The following is a 19,607-nucleotide window of genomic DNA, read 5'->3' as shown; positions in this document are numbered from 1 at the left end:
AGCTAGAGTTATTCTTTAACAACATTCTTTGGTAGAAGAAGTTGGCTGGGATACCAGGATTTGAACCTGGGAATGCCAGGATCAAAACCTGGTGCCTTACCGCTTGGCGATATCCCAACAAAGAATCAGTTGATAGTTTTAGTTCTTATCAAGAACATGGTGCGGAAGGAGAGACTTGAACTCTCACATCCTAAGATACTGGAACCTAAATCCAGCGCGTCTACCAATTCCGCCACTCCCGCATTATCACTTTGAATTAATCAAAGAAATGGTAGTTATTTTAAACTCTTCATTGAGTTGCAATTTAACTCTTGCAGAGCCACTTCTAAAAAAGAAATGGTGGCTAAGACGGGATTTGAACCTGTGACCCCATCATTATGAGTGATGTGCTCTAACCAGCTGAGCTACTTAGCCATTGTTGGCTGGGATACCAGGATTTGAACCTGGGAATGCCAGGATCAAAACCTGGTGCCTTACCGCTTGGCGATATCCCAACAATAACAATTGATAATTTTAATTCTTATCAATAACATGGTGCGGAAGGAGAGACTTGAACTCTCACATCCTAAGATACTGGAACCTAAATCCAGCGCGTCTACCAATTCCGCCACTCCCGCATACGTTGTGTAATAAAACACTAGGTAGTTATTTAAACTCTTCATTGAGCAACAAAAAATAATGGTGGCTAAGACGGGATTTGAACCTGTGACCCCATCATTATGAGTGATGTGCTCTAACCAGCTGAGCTACTTAGCCATCTTTTTTGTTAGCACTTCATCGCTGAGTGCGGGGCGTATTATGCTGATATGACCCAAATCCGTCAACACCTTTTTTGCAAAAAAACACGTATCTTGGTTTGTTTGCGGGAAAAATAGGCTAACAGGCTAAATTTTAATAAAAATGGTGTTTTTTTAACTGCTTTATTGTGACTTATTCACAACAGCTGATATTTAATGATAGTGCAAAAATAAAAAAGGCTCGTAAAAACGAGCCTTTAAAAATCACTAAAGGTGATAGGTCACACTGGGATGGTGTTAAACATTGAACAAGAAGTTCATTACATCGCCATCTTTAACTATGTATTCTTTGCCTTCTTGGCGCATCTTACCTGCTTCTTTTGCACCACTTTCACCTTTATAGGCGATGTAGTCATCAAAAGCGATGGTCTGTGCACGGATAAAGCCACGCTCAAAGTCAGTGTGGATTTTACCTGCAGCTTGTGGCGCAGTTGCACCTACTGGGATTGTCCATGCACGTACTTCTTTTACACCTGCAGTAAAGTAGGTTTGTAAATGAAGTAACTCATAACCACCACGGATCACTAGATTCAAACCTGGCTCATCCAGACCAAGATCGGCCATAAACTCAAGTTTATCTTCTTCATCTAATTCCGAAAGCTCAGATTCAATCGCGGCGCATACAGGCACAACAACAGCATCTTCAGCAGCAGCAATTTCGCGTACACGGTCAAGATATGGGTTATTTTCAAAACCATCTTCAGCTACGTTAGCAATATACATAGTTGGTTTGATTGTTAAGAAGTTAACAGAGCTAATAGCCGCTTTTTCTTCTTTAGTTAATGCTAAAGAACGTAAAGTTAAGCCTTCATCAAGGTGTACTTTTACTTTTTCAAGTACGGCATTTTGTTCTTTTGCGTCTTTATCGCCACCTTTGGCTTTTTTCGCGTTACGGAAAAGGGCTTTTTCAGCGCTATCCATATCAGCAAGTACTAACTCGGTGTTGATCACATCAATATCATCAGCAGGATCAATGGTACCTGCAACGTGAATGATGTTGTCATCTTCAAAGCAGCGTACTACGTGGCCAATTGCATCGGTTTCACGAATGTTAGCTAAAAACTGGTTACCAAGACCTTCCCCTTTCGATGCGCCTTTTACAAGACCTGCAATATCCACAAATTCCATACTCGTTGTAAGAATACGTTGTGGTTTTACAATCTTTGCAAGTTCGTCTAGACGAGGATCTGGCACCGGTACCACGCCCGTATTTGGCTCGATGGTACAAAAAGGAAAGTTAGCGGCTTCAATACCCGCTTTGGTTAATGCATTGAAAAGTGTTGATTTACCAACATTAGGCAAACCGACGATGCCACATTTGAAACCCATAGTTAAGATACCTTGTTTAGATCCGCTTAACCAATTATGGCTTAAACGAATGTAGTCTGTTTTGTGCTTTTAACACACCGTCTTTTGCAAGTATTTCCATACAACGAACTGCTTCATCTACTGCGGCATCCATTTTCTCTTGGTCTTCTTTGGCTGCTTTTCCAAGCACCCATCCGGTCACCATTTCACGGTGTCCTGGATGACCTATGCCAACGCGCAAACGCATGAAATCTTTTTGATTTGCCATCTTTGCAATAATGTCTTTTAAACCATTATGGCCACCGTGTCCGCCACCTTTTTTTAATTTGGCAACACCGGGTTCTAAATCCATTTCGTCATGGGCAACTAGGATGCTCTCAACAGGAATTTTGAAAAAGTTGGCTAAACTACCGACAGCTTTACCACTTAAATTCATATAAGTAGTAGGGATCAGTAATTTGAATTCTTGACCTTGGATGATCACTTTGCCGGTAAGGCCGTGATACTTAGGATCGTGTTTTAGCGTACAGTTGTAGCGTGCAGCGAGTTGCTCGATGAACCAAGCACCTGCATTGTGGCGTGTGTTTGCGTATTCGGGGCCTGGATTAGCCAGGCCCACAAGCATTTGAATAGAATTCAAGGTGCAAACCTTAAAATTTATTCTGCAGCTTCGTCTTCAACTGGCGCAGCTTTGTTAGCTTTGATAGTTACGATAGACTGGTCGTGATCAGCACCTTTCGCTAAATCAACAGATGAAACACCTGCTGGAAGTTTAACGTCAGAGATGTGTATTGAGTCACCAGCAACTAGGCCAGCTACGTCAACTTCTACGAATTCAGGAAGTGACTTAGGAAGACACGTGATTTCGATTTCTGTTAATTGGTGAACTACAGTGTTACCCGCTTTAGTTACCGCTTCTTCACCGATGAAGTGAACTGGTACTTTAGTGTTAAGTTTGTGAGTAGCATCTACACGTTGGAAATCAAGGTGAGTGATTTTAGGCTTGAACGGGTGACGTTGGATATCTTTAAGGATAGCTTCAACTTTTTCACCAGCGATATCAAGAGTAAGGATGTGAGTGTAAAAACCTTCACTTTCTTGTGCTTTGATAATATCTTTGTGTTCAAAAGTAAGTGATGCAGCTTCTTTGTCAGCACCGTAAAGGATCGCAGGGATTTTATCTTCACGACGTAGGCGGCGGCTCGCACCTGTACCCGTAGCTGTGCGTAATTCTGCATTAAATGTATATGTTTCGTTAGACATGATGTCTCCAATAATTAAATAGTGTAGGGCCTTTGCGACCAAGGTCCCTAGCCAAAAGGCGCGCTATCATACCACCGCGACTAATTAAAAGAAACACGATACATAAAAAAAGCGCCAACGAGGCGCTTTATTACATCAGGATATTTTAACTAAACCAAGTTTAGTGTTCGAACATCGCTGAAATAGATTCTTCATTGCTGATACGGCGAATTGTTTCAGCTAGCATGTCTGCAAGTGTTAACACTTTAATTTTATCAATTGCTTTTAATTCAGCAGACAGTGGAATTGAGTCAGTTACAATCACTTCATCAATTACTGAGTTACGAATGTTTTCTAATGCTTGGCCAGAAAGTACAGGGTGAGTAGCGTAAGCGAATACTCGCTTAGCACCGTGTTCTTTAAGTGCTTCAGCTGCTTTACATAAGGTACCGCCAGTATCGATCATATCATCAACGATGATACAGTCACGGCCTTCAACGTCACCAATAATGTGCATTACTTGAGAAACATTCGCTTGTGGGCGACGCTTATCAATAATGGCAAGATCGGTATCGTTTAATAACTTAGCAATAGCACGGGCACGAACTACACCGCCGATATCAGGTGATACAACAACAACATCATCAAATTGACGCTCTTTCATATCTTCAAGTAGCACTGGGCTACCGAACACATTATCAACTGGTACATCAAAGAAGCCTTGGATTTGCTCAGCGTGTAAATCAACCGTTAGAACTCGGTCAACACCTACACTTGATAAGAAATCAGCAACAACTTTTGCTGTGATTGGTACGCGAGCAGAGCGCACGCGGCGATCTTGACGTGCATAACCAAAATAAGGAATGACGGCTGTTATACGACCTGCAGATGCACGACGTAAGGCATCAACCATTACAATAAGCTCCATCAAGTTATCGTTAGTAGGGGCACAGGTTGATTGCACAATAAAAACATCCGAGCCACGAACATTTTCATTAATTTGAACACTGATCTCACCGTCGCTAAAACGGCCAACAACAGCATCGCCAACTTCAATATATAAACGTTTTGCAACTTTTTGAGCTAACTCAGGTGTTGCGTTACCAGCGAAGAGCTTCATGTCAGGCACGGTAGGGTTCCTCAGGCACTGAATTTTTGGACTAATAAGCGATAAAAAAAGTATAGCTTATTAACTTAAACTTTATTTACTTGTACATTACTTCATTGCTTCAATGTATAGCGTCCAACTGCGTATGAGCAGGAGAGATATTAACGCTGCTGGCAATAAAACCGTCCCAGTTATGGGGGAGATTTTCAAGAACATGTTGCGCTTCTTTTTGCGTGGCAAATTCAACAAAACAGCATGAACCTGTGCCAGTCATCTTCGACGGAGCGTATTTTAGCAACCACTGGAGGGTCTTTTCAACCTCAGGGCAGAGCTTTTTAACTAAAGGCTCGCAATCGTTGGCTAATGTTTGTTGTTGCCAGTGGCCTTTTAGCTTCGGTGTATTGCGTTTTAAATCTGGGTGAGTAAAAATTTTCGCGGTGCTGACATGTTCACTTGGATGCACTACACAATACCATTTTGACGGCAGCTCTACATTCACTAACTTCTCGCCAATGCCTTGAGCTAGGGCGCTTTTGCCGTTAATGAACACCGGCACATCTGCGCCTAACTGCACGCCAAGCGCTGCTAATTCAGATAGTGATAACTGGCATTGCCATAATTTATTAAGCGCTAAAAGTGTGCTGGCCGCATCTGAAGAACCACCACCAACGCCGCCTCCCATTGGTAATATTTTAGTTAAATTTATTTTTGCGCCAAAAAGGGAATTTGTGTGTTTTTGTAATAAAACGGCCGCTTTATAGATCAAATTATCTTTTAGGGGGATATCGGTGGTGTCACCAGTGACTTCAATTTCAGTTGTTTCAGTCAAAGTAAATGTGAGTTGATCGCCATAATTTAAAAAAGTAAATAAGGTTTCCAGTTCATGATAGCCATCTTCACGACGGCCATTAATGTGTAAAAATAAATTGAGCTTGGCAGGAGCCAATAACGAAAATGAAGTCATAGTGTGCGTAGTCATGTTAGTTAAAGTGCCACTCGTAAAGTTGAATTTTTATTTTAATATCTTGGTGTTTTAACGTGAGCTTTTTAGGTAACCAAAATCCGGCGTATTGTTGGTAATCAGCGTAGCTTATTTGCCATTGATCGCCATCGGGTGCGTGCCAAGTTACATTTTTTGCTCGGCCTAGTTCATCAACTTGCAAACTTGGATCGTCAACAGTGCCTTTTAACCAATTATCGGCGCTGTCCATCGGTATATTAAAACCAGTGAGCCTAGCAAGCAGGCGCGATGCATTAATGTCATGGTAAATGTGATCATCGTATTCAAGTTCAGCGCCGTTAGTATTTTGTGTTAATGCTAAAACACGGGTACCGATAAAACTCGTTAGAATAAGTTGGTTTAACTGTTCTTGTTGTTGCCAATTTAAGTTTGCTGATTGGCGTTCATCTGGACTAATAAAAGCCAGTTTTCCTTCAACTTGCCAATTGGTTTGTTGTGATAATTGCGACTTCCAATCGTCATAAAGAGCTGTTTGAGGGCTAATTTGCTGCGCACAACCACTTAAAAATAAAAAAAATATGAGTAAAATCAAATATAGTCGAATCAAATGTCGTTCCTTACTTTCCATATTCCGCTGATTTTTGGTAAAATTATCGTCTTTCGAGCACGGCTTAGCAATATTTGGCACATATGACCATAGTAGCACTTGGTATTAATCATAAAACCGCATCTGTAGAATTACGCGAAAAGGTTGCCTTTTCGCCTGAGCAATTGTCAGAAGCATTACAGCAACTGAGCGATCACGATCAGTTTAATGAAGCGGTTATTGTGTCCACATGTAACCGAACAGAAATCTATTGTAGCCTCGCTCAGCAAAATTCCCAAATACTGTTGCAATGGTTAGCTAGTTTCCACGGTTTGGATGAATACGAACTGAGCAGTAATGTATATTGTCATCAAGATAATGATGCTATCAATCATTTAATGCGTGTGTCATGTGGCCTAGATTCTTTGGTGCTAGGTGAACCGCAAATTCTTGGTCAAATAAAGCAAGCTTATAATAGCGCCAAAAATCACAATTCGGTGAGTGTGGTATTTGACCGGTTATTTCAAAAAACCTTTTCGGTAGCAAAACAAGTAAGAACGGAAACCGATATAGGCGCCAGTGCGGTGTCTGTTGCTTATGCTGCGGTTAATTTAGCTAAACATATATATGGCAAGTTAGATAAAACCAAAGTGCTATTAATTGGTGCCGGGGAAACAATTGAGCTGGTAGCGAAACATTTATATCAAAATGAACCACAACAGATCACCGTGGCGAATCGCACCATAGAGCGTGCACGCCTTCTGGCAGAAGATGTTAATGCCGACGTTATTGCGTTAGCGCAGTTACCTGAACGCTTACATCAGGCGGATATAGTGATCAGTTCGACAGCAAGTACTTTGCCAATTATTGGTAAAGGGGTAGTTGAACAAGCGCTAAAACAACGCCGTAATAAGCCAATGTTATTTATTGATATTGCAGTACCGCGCGATATTGAAAGCCAAGTTGGTGAATTAGATGCGGCCTATTTGTATTCGGTTGATGACTTACAGGCAATAGTAAGCGAAAATATCGCTTCAAGAGAACAAGCCGCCGATGAAGCGCAAGTGATTATTACCCAGCGCTGTGCGGAATTTGTGATGTGGATGCGTTCACTCGACTCTGTCGATCTGATCCGCTCTTATCGCCAAGATGTACACGATATTAAGTCTGAGCTGGTTGATAAGGCAATAAGCCAATTAAACACTGGTAAAGACGCAGAAAAAATTATTTTAGAGCTGGCCAACAAGTTAACCAACCGCCTAATGCACGCGCCTACCCGTGCAATTCAAGATGCGGCTAAAAAAGGTGAAGTTGCTCAGTTAAGCCAATTAAAGAAAATGTTAGGTATTGATCAGGAATAGCAGTTACATGAAAGAGTCCGTTTATCGTAAGTTAGAAACCTTAGTAGAGCGTTATGAAGAAGTACAAGCGCTGCTAAGTGATCCGTCAGTTATTAGCGACCAAAATCGTTTTCGTGCGCTTTCAAAAGAATATTCTGAGTTGGAAGAAATTGTTAAAGCATTTTTAGGCTATCAGCAAACACAAGATGATGTTGCTACAGCAGAAGAAATGCTAAAGGATTCGGATCCTGATATGCGTGAGATGGCGCAAGAAGAATACAAAGAAGCCAAAGCGCAAATCCTTGCTATCGAAGATCAAATACAAGTGTTGATGCTACCAAAAGATCCGCGCGACAATAATAATGTGTTTTTAGAAGTACGTGCCGGCACGGGAGGCGATGAAGCAGCCATTTTTGCTGGTGATTTATTCCGTATGTATACCCGTTATGCTGAAACTAAAAAGTGGAAAGTAGAGATTGTGAGCACCAATGAAGGTGAGCACGGTGGTTACAAAGAAGTCATTGCTAACATTAGTGGTGAAGGCGTGTACGGGCAATTGAAGTTTGAATCTGGTGCTCACCGGGTACAACGTGTGCCAGAAACTGAATCGCAAGGACGAGTACATACCTCTGCGTGTACTGTTGCGGTAATGGCTGAAGTGCCAGAAGCTGAAGCGATTCAAATTAATACCGCTGATATTAAAGTTGATACGTTCCGTGCCTCAGGTGCCGGTGGTCAGCACGTTAATAAAACTGACTCGGCAATTCGTATTACCCACTTACCAACAGGTGTCGTGGTTGAGTGTCAAGATGAACGTTCACAGCATAAAAATCGCGCGAAAGCGATGTCAGTGCTTGCTGCACGTCTACAACAAGCGGAAGATGAAAAACGCCACGCGGCTGAAGCATCAGAGCGTCGTAACTTAGTCGGTAGCGGTGACCGTTCGGAACGTATTCGTACTTATAACTATCCGCAAGGACGTATTACAGATCACCGTATCAATCTCACTTTATACCGTTTAAATGAGGTAGTTGCCGGCGACTTAGGTTGTGTGATTGAGCCGCTAATGCAAGAGCATCAGGCTGATTTACTAGCCGCTATGGGTGATGAGTAATCGTGACCGACACGATTGAAAGTGCTGTTTCGCGTGCTACTTTGCTGCTGCAAAGTAGCAGCGATAGTGCCAAATTAGACGCTCAAGTATTATTGCTCGACGTATTACAAAAACCACGTAGCTACTTATTTAGCTGGCCAGAACAAAAGTTAACACCGCAACAACAACAGCTATTTGAAAGTTATTGTCAACGTCGCTTAACAGGTGAGCCAGTGGCTCATATAACGGGCACGCGTGAATTTTGGAGTTTGCCACTGCAGGTTAATCCCACTACGCTGATCCCTCGCCCAGATACCGAAACACTGGTTGAATATACGCTCAGTTTGCCTTTACCTGTGGCCGCTAAAGTGCTTGATTTAGGCACTGGGACTGGTGCAATTGCGCTTGCACTTGCCAGCGAAATGCCACTTTGGCAAATCACAGGGGTTGATAGGGTTGCTGATGCTGTAGCGCTTGCGAATACAAATAAGCAGCGGTTAGGCTTTATTAATGTAGACTTTGTGCAAAGTGATTGGTTTAGCCAAGTTACAGCACAACAGTTTGATCTAATAGTTAGTAATCCGCCGTATATTGAATATGATGATATTCACTTAAATCAAGGTGACGTTCGTTTTGAACCTCTTTCTGCGTTAGTTGCCGATGATGACGGTATGGCTGATATAAAGTATATTATTACTCAAGCACGCAATTTTTTAACGTCAAATGGTTACCTTGTTATTGAGCATGGATATCAACAAAGTACTAAAGTGCATAGTTTTTTTGCACAAATGGCGTATACAAATATACTTACAGTTAAAGATTTAGCAAATAACGATCGTGTAACGCTCGCACAGTGGCCGGGATAATTATAACAATTACAGTGCGAGAGCAAAATAAACGCCTTTGAGGACTCAGTATGATGGATGATTTTTTGTTTTCGGATGAACCACAAGATGTAGAAAGTGAAGTAGTTAAGGGGACATGGAAAGTCATCATTGTTGATGATGAGCCTGAAGTTCATGCTGTCACGAAACTGGCATTGAGTGATTTTGAGTTTCAAGACAAGCGTTTAGAGTTTATTAGTGCATACTCAGGGGCTGAGGCTAAAGTACAAATAGATAATAATCCCGATGCTGCAATTGTACTGCTTGATGTGGTGATGGAAACCGACGATGCAGGTTTGAAAGTCGCGCAATATATTCGTGAAGTCGCTAAAAATAATCATATCCGTATTATCCTTCGTACTGGTCAACCCGGCCAAGCGCCAGAGCGCCAAGTCATTGTTAGTTATGATATCAATGACTACAAATCAAAAACTGAACTTACCGCACAAAAACTATTTACTGTAGTGATGTCGAGCTTACGTTCTTATCGCGATATTTTATCGATTGAACAATCTCGTCAAGGGCTTGAAAAAATCATTAAAGCATCTCGAGATATTTTTTCAGCGCACTCACTTGATCATTTTATTGAAGGGGTGATGCAGCAATTAACATCGTTGCTCGGCACTGTTGATCAAGCAATGTACGCCACCAGTTTAGTGGCAGGTAACCCACAAGATAATCAGCATAAATTAGTGGTGTTTTCTGGGCGAGGCGATTTTGAACGCAGCGAAGGTAAAGCAATTGAAGAGGTATTGAATACCGAGCAGCTATCAGCATGTAAACAAGCATTTAGAGATAAAAACATTGTTTATAAAGACAATTATTTGTTTGCATACTGTTGCAGCGAACACAATCATAATTCAATGCTTTTTATATCCGGTATTCCACACGACTTATCGGATACACAGCGCCATTTAATTGAAATATTTTCGCAAAATGTACAGTTAGCGTATGAGAATGTGCAATTACAATCCGAGGTCGAAGCAACTCAGCAAGAATTAGTGCTTCGTTTAAGCGAAGCTCTGGAGCAGCGTTCAACCGAAACGGGCAATCATGTTAAGCGGGTTTCGCATATATGTCATACTTTAGCACTGGCGTATGGTTTATCGAAACGTGAGGCTGACTTAGTTCGTTTAGCGTCGCCACTTCATGATGTTGGAAAAGTGGGTATTCCTGATGCTATTTTAAATAAGCCGGGTAAATTGACCTCCGAAGAGTGGGAAATCATGAAAACGCACACTCAAAAAGGTTACCTCATCTTACAAGATTCTCGTCGTGAAATCGTTAATGCAGGTGCTCAAATTGCACGTGATCACCATGAAAAATGGGATGGTTCAGGTTACCCACAAGGGATCCAAGGAGAAGACATTCATATTTTTGGCCGTATAGTGGCGATTGCCGATGTGTATGATGCGCTGCGCCATAAACGCTGTTACAAAGAAGCGTGGACGCTTGATGATGTCGTTAATGAAATCAATCAGCAAAAAGGCAAACACTTTGAGCCTAAACTGGTCGATGCATTTAACGACAACCTAGCGGAGCTTGAAGAAATTTTAATGCGTTTTCCAGATTAAAAAATAATACCCAGTGCATTGAACTGGTGAGTTATTTAACGCATTAGAATAGGCATGTTTAACAACATTGGTACAATTTCTTTTTTAACATTAATGAGTAGTTAGGGGCATATGGATTATTTAGCAGTCAAACACACACACATGGCAATTGCAGTTTTAAGCATTGTTCTATTTTATCTACGTTCATTTTCTCGCCTCGGCAGTGGTGCAATCGCTAAAAATAAATTGGTATTTATTGGTAGTCACGCAACCGATACGTTTTTACTTATTTCAGCCTTCGCGCTGATGGCTATTGCAAAAATTAATCCACTAGAACAAACCTGGCTGCTTGAAAAGATTATTCTTGTAGTGGCGTATATTGCACTGGGTATTATTGCCAGTAAACAGCAAAAAACCAGTATAAAAATTGTGTTTTTAGTTGTTACGACTGTGGTCATTGCCTTCATTGGTAAGCTAGCGGTTGCCAAAACAGCGTTTATTTTGTAACTAAAGGTGTTCAAAGGCTGCACTAAACAGTCTTTGAACGTTAATCTAACGTGCTACGTTGGTATCTGTGTAAAAAAATAGGTAAACTAGTCATTCATTTTCTATTAAAGATGTTGCCGTATTAATGACCACCCCTTGGTTTGAAGATCAAAATGAATCCTATCAAGATGAGGCTTTTGACACATTCGTTCCCCAAGCGTTGTATCGTTGTATAAGCGCTGAAGCGAAGTGGGATCCTCAAGCTGATTTAAGTGATAGCTTTGCCACACTGAGCGACTTTGAAAATCAAGTCACCGAACTATGCCAACAATACCCTGATATTCACGAACGGTTTGATGCGCTAGTTGATATGTTTTTTACTCAGTGGTTATTTAGCGTATCCAGTTTAAAAGTCCCAGAATACACCTTAAATAGCTTTAGCTATATGCTGAGTATGCGCAGTGGTTCTGAAACAACACTGGGTATTTTATTATGCCATTTGCTGAACCATGCAGGTTTTGATGCAAATGTAACGATTAATAATAGTGAAATAAATGTCCATGTTGCTATTAGCGATGAGGAAGGTTATTTACTTGAGCCGAGTTCAGGTCAACAAAGTTGGTATATTATTCCTGAAAACGCCAGTGAAGAAAATGGTGATGAGCAAGAGCCGCTTGAGCTCATTTTTGACGAAGAAGTGTATAAGCTTTATCTAGCACAACAAAAGTGGGCCTTTATTAGCAGTAATAAATTTGGTCATGCTTTGAGCTGTGTTGAGATGCTGATGGAGCTAATAGGCGATGACCCGTACGAAAGACGCGACAGAGGCTATTTACTTAACCAGCTTGATTGTCCGAAAATGGCACGTGACGACTTACAATTTTTTATCGATGAGTGTCCAGATGATCCTGCAATTGATATTATTCAGCATCAACTTGAAGAACTTGAAGATAATCACAAAACTCACCATTAACTTTTAAGGAATTTACATGGCTGACGCCCATACTGCCCTGATCACCAATGACGCGGTTGTCTTTGGTTTATTAGCAGTAATATTAGGCTTTATTTTTAAAACATCGAACAGTCAAAATAGCGCACTGAAAAAGTTTTACAAATATGTCCCAGCATTATTACTGTGCTATTTTTTACCTTCACTATTGAATACTTTTGGCATTGTTGATGGTCATTCATCTAATGTGTACTTTGTAGCATCACGTTACTTGCTTCCGGCGTGCTTAATTTTACTGACCATTAGTATTGATTTACGTGCCATTATTAATCTTGGTCCGAAAGCATTAATTATGTTTTTAACCGGTACTGCGGGTATTGTGATCGGCGGCCCGTTGGCCATTTTGATCATGAGCGCAGTGTATCCAGAAGCAGTCGGTGGTCATGGCCCTGATGCAGTATGGCGTGGCATGACCACGATTGCTGGAAGCTGGATTGGTGGTGGTGCAAACCAAGCATCGATGAAAGAAATGTTTGAAGTTGGCGGAGATATATTCTCAGCAATGGTTACGGTAGATGTGATTGTCGCCAATTTATGGATGGCAGTATTACTGTTAATGGCTGCCAACCATAAAGCCATTGATGCGAAAACAGGCGCGGATACTAGCGCGATTGAAGAGTTAAAAAATCGCGTTGAAAAATACCAAGCCGAGCACGCACGTCTGCCAACACTCAATGATTATATGCTGATCATTGCAATTGCATTTGGTATTACCGGTCTGGCGCATTTTTGTGCAGACTTTTTAGGACCTTACTTTGGCGCTAACTTTCCATGGGCACAAGAATATAGCTTAAACAGTAAGTTCTTTTGGTTAATTGTTATTTCGACGACCATAGGTATTGCATTGTCGTTTACTAAAGTACGTCATATTGAAGCCTTTGGCGCATCTAAAGTAGCCTCCAGCTTTTTATATATTTTAGTGGCATCAATTGGCCTTCATATGAATATTACGGCTATATTTGAATCACCTATGTATTTCGTTATTGGCTTAATTTGGATGCTTACCCATGCCAGTTTAATGTTAATTGTGGCAAAAATAATTAAAGCGCCGCTATTTTATATGGCCGTTGGCTCACAAGCGAATGTGGGCGGTGCGGCATCGGCACCAGTGGTTGCTTCGGCATTTCACCCATCGCTTGCGCCAGTTGGGGTATTATTAGCCGTTCTGGGCTATGGCGTAGGCACGTATATGGCATATATTTGTGGTTTAATGATGCAAGCAGTTGCACCTTAAGGAATAAAAATGAACAACCATTTAATTAAAATTAATGATATTGAACTGGCAAACGAAAAACCGTTTGTATTGTTCGGTGGCATGAATGTACTTGAGTCTCGTGATTTAGCAATGCGTATCGCTGAGCATTATGTAGAAGTGACCACTAAGCTTAATATTCCTTATGTGTTTAAAGCGTCATTCGATAAAGCAAACCGTTCATCAATTAATTCATACCGTGGTCCAGGCATGGAAGAAGGCTTAAGGATTTTTGAAGAAATCAAAAAAACGTTTAATGTTCCTTTGATCACTGACGTCCATGAGCCGCATCAAGCAGCGCCTGTGGCAGAAGTGGTTGATGTGATCCAATTACCAGCATTTTTGGCGCGCCAAACAGATTTAGTGGTCGCAATGGCGAAAACGGACGCAATTATTAATGTTAAAAAGCCACAATTTTTAGCCCCGCACGAAATGCGCCACATCATTACTAAATTTAATGAAGCGGGTAATAACAATGTTGTATTGTGCGAGCGTGGCTCAAGCTTTGGTTATAACAACTTAGTCGTTGATATGCTGGGTATGGATGACATGAAACCAATGGCTCCGGTTATTTTTGATGCCACTCATGCTTTACAACGTCCAGGTGGGCGCAGTGATTCTGCCGATGGTCGTCGTGCACAAGCGGCAGAACTTGCTCGCAGCGGCATGGCATTAGGGTTAGCGGGTTTATTTATTGAAGCGCATCCTAATCCTAATGAAGCTAAATGTGATGGCCCATGTGCACTTGCATTAAGTAAGTTGGAAGGCTATTTAAGTCAAATGAAAGCCGTGGATGATTTAGTTAAAAGCTTTGGCCCATTGGATACCAGCGCCAGCGACTTGTAATCGCAAAGCGTGATAAGAAAAGCGACGAAAGTCGCTTTTTTTATGTCTTGAATATACACTTCCTTGGCATGTGTATATAATCTTATCCATAAGAAAAACTAATTCTAAGTTTGATCACTATGTCTCGACGTGTTCCGCCACTAAACGCATTAAAAGCATTTGAAGCTGCTGCTCGCCATTTGAGTTTTACTAAAGCGGCTGAAGAGTTATACGTCACACAGGCGGCGGTAAGTCATCAAATAAAAACTTTAGAAGAGCATCTTGGCTTAAAACTATTTTTGCGAAAAAACCGTTCTTTATTACTCACCGAAGAAGGCCAAGGTTACTTTTTAGATATTAAAGAAATATTTACTCAGCTAATTGATGCTACCGAAAAGCTATTAGCCCGTGGTGCAAAAGGCTCATTAACCGTGAGTTTAACGCCCAGCTTTGCTATTCAATGGTTAGTGCCACGCTTGAGCTTATTTAACGAACTGCACCCTGAGATAGATGTACGAATAAAAGCCCAAGATCAAGACGAAAACTCACTCACCGATGATGTTGATGTGGCTATTTATTATGGCCGTGGTCATTGGAGTGGCGTGCAAACGCATAAACTGCATACAGAATACCTAGTGCCTTTGTGTAGCCCTATGCTATTAACAGGGCCAAAGCCGCTGGATCAGCCAAGTGATTTGGCAAACCATACTTTATTACATGATACCACCCGTAAGAACTGGAAAACGTGGATGAAAACCGCCGGTGTACGTAATGTGCAAGTAAACCAAGGACCAATATTCAGTCACTCATCAATGGTGCTGCAAGCAGCTGTGCATGGTCAAGGCGTTGCTATTGGTAACAGTGTGCTTGCTAAACCTGATATTGATGCAGGACGTTTAGTTATTCCGTTTAACCACAGTTTAGAAAGTAAAAATGCGTACTATTTAGTAAGTCGTGAAACGCAATCTGAATTAGGCAAAATAGTATCGTTTAAGCAGTGGATGCTGAGTTTAGTTGAACAAGAGCAAGAGTATTAATATGACTATCGAGTGGATTAAAAGTGACCAACAACCCGCTTTGGCACAATTTATTTTTGCCCATGGTGCTGGAGCCGCTAGTGATTCAGAATTTATGCAGAAAATGGCAAGCTTGCTGGCAGAAAAAGGTATTGATGTAGGCTTATTTGACTTTGAATATATGCAAATAGCCAAGCAAAACAATAAGCGTCGCCCGCCAGATCGTGCGCCTAAATTACTGCAATACTTTGCACATATATTAACCTTTGTACAGCCAAGCTTACCGTTATTTATTGGTGGCAAGTCAATGGGCGGGCGGATGGCATCAATGCTTGTCAGTGAAGAGCGAGTAACAATGCCAACAATTTCAGGCGTATTGGCATTTGGCTATCCATTTCATCCACCAGGCAAGCCTGATAAATTACGCATTGATCATTTTGGTAAAATACCATGCCCGTTTATGGTGCTCCAAGGCGAGCGCGATACATTTGGTACCCGTGACGAATTAACACAGCTACAACTGGATAAACGCCCAGAGTTTGTGTGGCTAGCTGATGGCAATCATTCCTTAAAACCACGCAAACGCAGTGGCTTTACAGAGTTAGGTAATGTGCAAACTGCCGCTGAGCACGCGGCTAGTTTTATTAAACAGCATATTTAAAGGCATCTTTAGCAGGAAAAAATCATGATTAAACTATTTTTAATGACTGGCAGTTTATTTTGCATGCTATCAGTGGTGTTGGGCGCCTTTGCGGCTCATGGTTTAAAAAGCCGTGTTTCTGAATATGCTATTGGCGTATTTAAAACTGCGGCAGAGTATCAGATGGTGCATGGCCTTGCGTTAATTGCGATTGCCATTTTAATAAAATGGGGAATTAACCTCACATCGGCTGGTTGGTTTATTATTGCTGGTATTTTGTTGTTTAGTGGCAGTTTATATTTATTAGCAATCACCGGTTATAAGTGGCTTGGCCCCATCACACCCGTTGGTGGTTTATGTTTTATTATTGGTTGGACTATTTTATTAGTGCAAGTAGCACGGTTTAAATTTTAATAGAGAATATCGCTCAAAAGAGCAATTAAAGGGTTTTTATGTCAAGTGTAGTGATTTACTGCCGTAGTGGTTTTGAAAATGATGCCGCTGCAGAAATAACATTTCATGCCGCAGAGCAAGGTTTTGCTGGGTATGTAAAAGCAAAGCCAAATACCGGCTATGTTATTTACGAATGTTTTGAAGCGCAGCATAGTGATGAAATCATCAAAAAGGTTGATTTCAAAAATATGGTATTTGCCCGTCAGTGGTTTGCCGGCACTTTACTTGAAAACATGCCCGTCGAAGACCGTGTTGGCGAAATAGTAAAAGCAGCGGTCGATTTTCCACTTTGCTCAGAGCTACGGGTAGAAACACCCGATACCAATGAAGGCAAAGAGTTGTTAACTTTCTGCAAAAAAATCTCTACCCCACTTAAAAAGGCTTTAGAGAAACAAAACACCGTGTTACGCGAACCTAAAGCCAATCGCCCCGTAATGCACATCATGTTTTTAACTAATAACACCGCGTTTGTCGGTCATTCATATAGTTATAATAATTCCCCATTTTTTATGGGAATATTACGACTAAGAATGCCAAGTGATGCACCGAGTCGCTCGACCTTAAAACTGGATGAAGCGTTTAATGTGTTTATTGCGGAAAAAGATCGTGAAGCGCGGGTTCAAGCCGGTATGCGCAGTGTTGACTTAGGTGCCTGCCCAGGTGGTTGGACGTATCAACTAGTGCGTCGCGGTATGTTTGTTAGCGCCATTGATAACGGCCCAATGAATGATGATTTAATGCAAACAGGTCAAGTTAAGCACTTCCGTGTTGATGGTTTTAAATACCGCCCTGAGAAAAGAAATATTACTTGGTTAGTATGCGATATGGTAGAAAAACCAACCAAAGTAACCAGTCTTATGATTGATTGGGCGGTCAACGCATACGCGAAAGAACTTATCTTTAACTTAAAGCTGCCAATGAAAAAGCGCTTTGACAGTGTGTATGAGTGCTTAACGATGATCAAAGAAGAGCTTAATAAATACGGTATAAGCTATGAATTACAAGCTAAGCATTTATATCATGACAGAGAAGAGATCACAGTACATCTGAACGTGACAAAAGTGCCGCAAAGCCTATATAGCTAATTAATTTTAGTGCGGCATGAATACTGGCTAAATAAAGGTAAAAATTGATGTATAAAAACCAAAAAGTAATCTTGCGATTACGCGCTAACATTCCATCGTTTGAATGTGTTGAAGGTTGTCATGATTGTTGCGGTCCAGTGACAACATCATCTGAAGAAATGTCTCGATTACCGGTAAAAAGCGATGCAGAGCACGAAGCGGCATTAAATGAATTTAATTGTGTACACTTAGGTCCAAAGGGATGCACTGTATATGATGAACGGCCATTAATTTGTCGTTTGTTTGGCACAACTCCAAGGATGCCATGCCCAAATGATCGCGCTCCAGAGCAGCCTGTTGCTCCTAAAATTGAGCGCGAAGTGCATCATTTCATCGCTAATACACGGCAAGTTTTAGTGTAAATAGGGGACTTAATAATGGCTTATATTGTCGTCCCCTCTGAGCGTTTTATTCGCGATACTTAGGGCGGTATTGATCAACCCACAAGCGAGTTGCGCCGCACACAGCGACTGGCATAACAATTAAATTCACGATAGGAATGGCTGTAAGCAACAATACGGCTAAGCCGAATCCATACGAGAGAGTTTGTTTTTGTTTTAAGTCTTCTTTCATTTCTTTAAAGCAAATTTTGTGATTATCAAACGGATAATCTTTGTATTGCACGGCATACATCCAACAGGTAAACATCACCCATAACACTTGGCCGATAACAGGTAATATCCACAGTAAGATAAAAAAGCCAATGGCACGTGGTAGGTAATAGCACAACTTAGTCCACTCACGGCCAAGCATTCGTGGCACATCTTTCACTATCTCCGCTAAGCCATCATCATTAATTTTTTGACCTGTTAAATACAGCTCTACTTTTTCACTGAGTAAGCCGTTAAAGGGCGCGGCGATGAAATTAGTGATCACCGAAAACAGCATACTGTAGCTAAATAAAATCACTAATACTGCAATAGGCCACATCAGCCACTCCAGCCAACTTAACCACGTTGGTAATAGATCATTTAAATAAGCAAACCCATCGGTAAGCCAGCCATATAAAAAGAATAATGAGCTACCAAAAAGCACGATATTGATTAATAAAGGAATAAATACAAATCGCTTCAAGCCTTTTTGGGTAATTAATTTGAAGCCCGAAAAAAAATATTCCATACCTTGTGTAAACTGCACGCTAAAACCTCTGATCATATCGACATTGCCCTCAGTATAAATTGCTCAGATATTTTGAACAGTATTTTTGCGTAACAAAGTGTTTAATATCTAATGAGCAATAGAGTGTATGGTCTAAAAAGCATTATCTTTATATTGATAGAAAAATCGGAGTTACTGATTGAATCGCAACAAACACTGGGATATGGTTTATATATCAACAATAATAAATTAAACGAGAGATGTTATCGGCTCGTTTATTACGCAGGAAGCTTTAAATGACTATGAAAAAGTTATATCTGTTTGCATTGTTACTAATGCCGCTGGTAAGTCAGGCTGATGTTACTGATTTGCAAAGTAAAATGATGCGTTTAGATACAGCACTTTTTGATTCTTTTAATCATTGTAATAACCCAGTACAACTTGCTAAGCACGCTAGCTACTTCGCAGAAGGTGTTGAGTTTTATCATGATAACGGTGGAGTTACCTGGGATCGCAATTCCATGATAGCTAATACTAAACAATATGCATGTGGCAAGTATACGCGGGAGTTGGTCAGCGGCACGTTTGAAGTGTTTACCATTAAAGATTTTGGTGTGATGACCAAAGGAACTCACATATTCTGTCAAAATGGCGGCAATAAATGTGACGGTAAAGCTGATTTTGTGATGCTTTGGCATGACTTAGGCGACAAATTAGAAATTACTCGAGTATTGAGTTATGGGCACCGTAGTAATATGGATAATAAATAAGGGAGCTTGCGGTTAAACTACCGCTTAACTATGTTGTTGCTCTGTGGGTGATGCTGTCATTT

Annotated in this window: 21 protein-coding genes and 6 tRNA genes; 14 read left to right on the top strand and 13 right to left on the bottom strand. The window is 41.0% G+C overall.

Annotated elements, in window-relative coordinates; genetic code table 11:
* Positions 1 to 42: 42 nt before the first annotated feature.
* From H5232_RS12245 to lolB, 12 genes are all read right to left on the bottom strand, one after another.
* Positions 43 to 117: transfer RNA gene (locus H5232_RS12245), tRNA-Gln, on the bottom strand.
* 40 nt (positions 118 to 157) lie between these two features.
* Positions 158 to 242 (bottom strand) — tRNA-Leu (locus H5232_RS12240).
* Between the two features lie 95 nt (positions 243 to 337).
* A tRNA-Met gene (locus tag H5232_RS12235) sits at positions 338 to 414 on the bottom strand.
* Between the two features lie 5 nt (positions 415 to 419).
* Positions 420 to 494 (bottom strand) — tRNA-Gln (locus tag H5232_RS12230).
* Between the two features lie 38 nt (positions 495 to 532).
* A tRNA-Leu gene (locus H5232_RS12225) sits at positions 533 to 617 on the bottom strand.
* A gap of 62 nt (positions 618 to 679) precedes the next feature.
* A tRNA-Met gene (locus tag H5232_RS12220) sits at positions 680 to 756 on the bottom strand.
* Between the two features lie 278 nt (positions 757 to 1,034).
* Entirely contained in the window at positions 1,035 to 2,126 is a 1,092-nt protein-coding gene (gene ychF, locus H5232_RS12215) for a redox-regulated ATPase YchF (RefSeq protein ID WP_145240629.1), read from the bottom strand.
* A 34-nt stretch (positions 2,127 to 2,160) separates the two neighbouring features.
* Positions 2,161 to 2,745 (bottom strand): aminoacyl-tRNA hydrolase, encoded by a 585-nt coding sequence (pth, locus tag H5232_RS12210; protein ID WP_145240631.1) that lies wholly within the window; start codon positions 2,743 to 2,745, stop codon positions 2,161 to 2,163.
* 17 nt (positions 2,746 to 2,762) lie between these two features.
* Complete coding sequence (locus H5232_RS12205; protein WP_145240633.1) at positions 2,763 to 3,368, bottom strand: 50S ribosomal protein L25/general stress protein Ctc; 606 nt, start codon at positions 3,366 to 3,368, stop codon at positions 2,763 to 2,765.
* Between the two features lie 160 nt (positions 3,369 to 3,528).
* Positions 3,529 to 4,476, bottom strand: a complete 948-nt coding sequence (locus H5232_RS12200) for a ribose-phosphate pyrophosphokinase (RefSeq protein WP_145240635.1) — start codon at positions 4,474 to 4,476, stop codon at positions 3,529 to 3,531.
* A 100-nt stretch (positions 4,477 to 4,576) separates the two neighbouring features.
* On the bottom strand, positions 4,577 to 5,434 hold the full coding sequence (gene ispE / locus H5232_RS12195) for a 4-(cytidine 5'-diphospho)-2-C-methyl-D-erythritol kinase (RefSeq protein WP_257325560.1): 858 nt from the start codon (positions 5,432 to 5,434) through the stop codon (positions 4,577 to 4,579).
* Between the two features lies 1 nt (position 5,435).
* Complete coding sequence (gene lolB / locus H5232_RS12190; protein WP_149980714.1) at positions 5,436 to 6,023, bottom strand: lipoprotein insertase outer membrane protein LolB; 588 nt, start codon at positions 6,021 to 6,023, stop codon at positions 5,436 to 5,438.
* 83 nt (positions 6,024 to 6,106) lie between these two features.
* Here lolB and hemA point away from each other — a divergent pair, with 83 nt between their 5' ends.
* The 13 genes from hemA to H5232_RS12125 all read left to right on the top strand — a co-directional run bounded on the left by hemA (position 6,107) and on the right by H5232_RS12125 (position 18,039).
* Positions 6,107 to 7,363 carry a glutamyl-tRNA reductase gene (hemA, locus tag H5232_RS12185; protein WP_182719176.1) on the top strand — a complete coding sequence of 419 codons (1,257 nt, stop codon included), beginning with the start codon at positions 6,107 to 6,109 and terminating at the stop codon, positions 7,361 to 7,363.
* Positions 7,364 to 7,370: 7 nt separating this feature from the next.
* Positions 7,371 to 8,456 carry a peptide chain release factor 1 gene (prfA, locus tag H5232_RS12180; RefSeq protein ID WP_145240641.1) on the top strand — a complete coding sequence of 362 codons (1,086 nt, stop codon included), beginning with the start codon at positions 7,371 to 7,373 and terminating at the stop codon, positions 8,454 to 8,456.
* Positions 8,457 to 8,458: 2 nt separating this feature from the next.
* Complete coding sequence (prmC, locus tag H5232_RS12175; protein WP_149980712.1) at positions 8,459 to 9,301, top strand: peptide chain release factor N(5)-glutamine methyltransferase; 843 nt, start codon at positions 8,459 to 8,461, stop codon at positions 9,299 to 9,301.
* Positions 9,302 to 9,351: 50 nt separating this feature from the next.
* Positions 9,352 to 10,893 (top strand): response regulator, encoded by a 1,542-nt coding sequence (locus tag H5232_RS12170; protein ID WP_182768073.1) that lies wholly within the window; start codon positions 9,352 to 9,354, stop codon positions 10,891 to 10,893.
* A gap of 111 nt (positions 10,894 to 11,004) precedes the next feature.
* Entirely contained in the window at positions 11,005 to 11,379 is a 375-nt protein-coding gene (locus H5232_RS12165) for a SirB2 family protein (protein WP_182740343.1), read from the top strand.
* A 124-nt stretch (positions 11,380 to 11,503) separates the two neighbouring features.
* Positions 11,504 to 12,331 carry a tetratricopeptide repeat protein gene (locus H5232_RS12160; protein WP_145240647.1) on the top strand — a complete coding sequence of 276 codons (828 nt, stop codon included), beginning with the start codon at positions 11,504 to 11,506 and terminating at the stop codon, positions 12,329 to 12,331.
* A gap of 16 nt (positions 12,332 to 12,347) precedes the next feature.
* Positions 12,348 to 13,601 carry a DUF819 domain-containing protein gene (locus tag H5232_RS12155; RefSeq protein WP_145240649.1) on the top strand — a complete coding sequence of 418 codons (1,254 nt, stop codon included), beginning with the start codon at positions 12,348 to 12,350 and terminating at the stop codon, positions 13,599 to 13,601.
* A gap of 9 nt (positions 13,602 to 13,610) precedes the next feature.
* Complete coding sequence (gene kdsA / locus H5232_RS12150; protein ID WP_182719180.1) at positions 13,611 to 14,465, top strand: 3-deoxy-8-phosphooctulonate synthase; 855 nt, start codon at positions 13,611 to 13,613, stop codon at positions 14,463 to 14,465.
* A gap of 119 nt (positions 14,466 to 14,584) precedes the next feature.
* Positions 14,585 to 15,481: a transcriptional regulator GcvA gene (locus tag H5232_RS12145; protein ID WP_145240653.1), complete on the top strand. Its 897-nt coding sequence runs from the start codon at positions 14,585 to 14,587 to the stop codon at positions 15,479 to 15,481.
* A gap of 1 nt (position 15,482) precedes the next feature.
* Entirely contained in the window at positions 15,483 to 16,121 is a 639-nt protein-coding gene (locus H5232_RS12140) for an alpha/beta family hydrolase (RefSeq protein ID WP_182830939.1), read from the top strand.
* Positions 16,122 to 16,145: 24 nt separating this feature from the next.
* Positions 16,146 to 16,514 (top strand): DUF423 domain-containing protein, encoded by a 369-nt coding sequence (locus H5232_RS12135; RefSeq protein ID WP_179959144.1) that lies wholly within the window; start codon positions 16,146 to 16,148, stop codon positions 16,512 to 16,514.
* 38 nt (positions 16,515 to 16,552) lie between these two features.
* Positions 16,553 to 17,638, top strand: coding sequence for a 23S rRNA (cytidine(2498)-2'-O)-methyltransferase RlmM (gene rlmM, locus H5232_RS12130; protein WP_182740340.1), 1,086 nt, complete (start codon positions 16,553 to 16,555; stop codon positions 17,636 to 17,638).
* 47 nt (positions 17,639 to 17,685) lie between these two features.
* A complete protein-coding gene (locus H5232_RS12125) occupies positions 17,686 to 18,039 on the top strand; it encodes a YkgJ family cysteine cluster protein (protein ID WP_182830938.1) in 354 nt (117 codons plus the stop codon).
* Positions 18,040 to 18,085: 46 nt separating this feature from the next.
* Here H5232_RS12125 and cysZ read toward each other — a convergent pair whose 3' ends face one another.
* Positions 18,086 to 18,796 (bottom strand): sulfate transporter CysZ, encoded by a 711-nt coding sequence (gene cysZ / locus H5232_RS12120; protein WP_220493291.1) that lies wholly within the window; start codon positions 18,794 to 18,796, stop codon positions 18,086 to 18,088.
* Positions 18,797 to 19,071: 275 nt separating this feature from the next.
* On the opposite strand from cysZ, the gene H5232_RS12115 reads away from it, so the two are divergent.
* Positions 19,072 to 19,545, top strand: coding sequence for a nuclear transport factor 2 family protein (locus H5232_RS12115; RefSeq protein WP_259398179.1), 474 nt, complete (start codon positions 19,072 to 19,074; stop codon positions 19,543 to 19,545).
* Positions 19,546 to 19,607 lie beyond the last annotated feature (62 nt).

Source organism: Pseudoalteromonas sp. SG41-5, assembly GCF_014164495.1.
GTDB classification, from domain to species: Bacteria; Pseudomonadota; Gammaproteobacteria; order Enterobacterales; family Alteromonadaceae; genus Pseudoalteromonas; species Pseudoalteromonas rhizosphaerae.
This window is presented reverse-complemented; position numbering and strand designations above follow the sequence as displayed.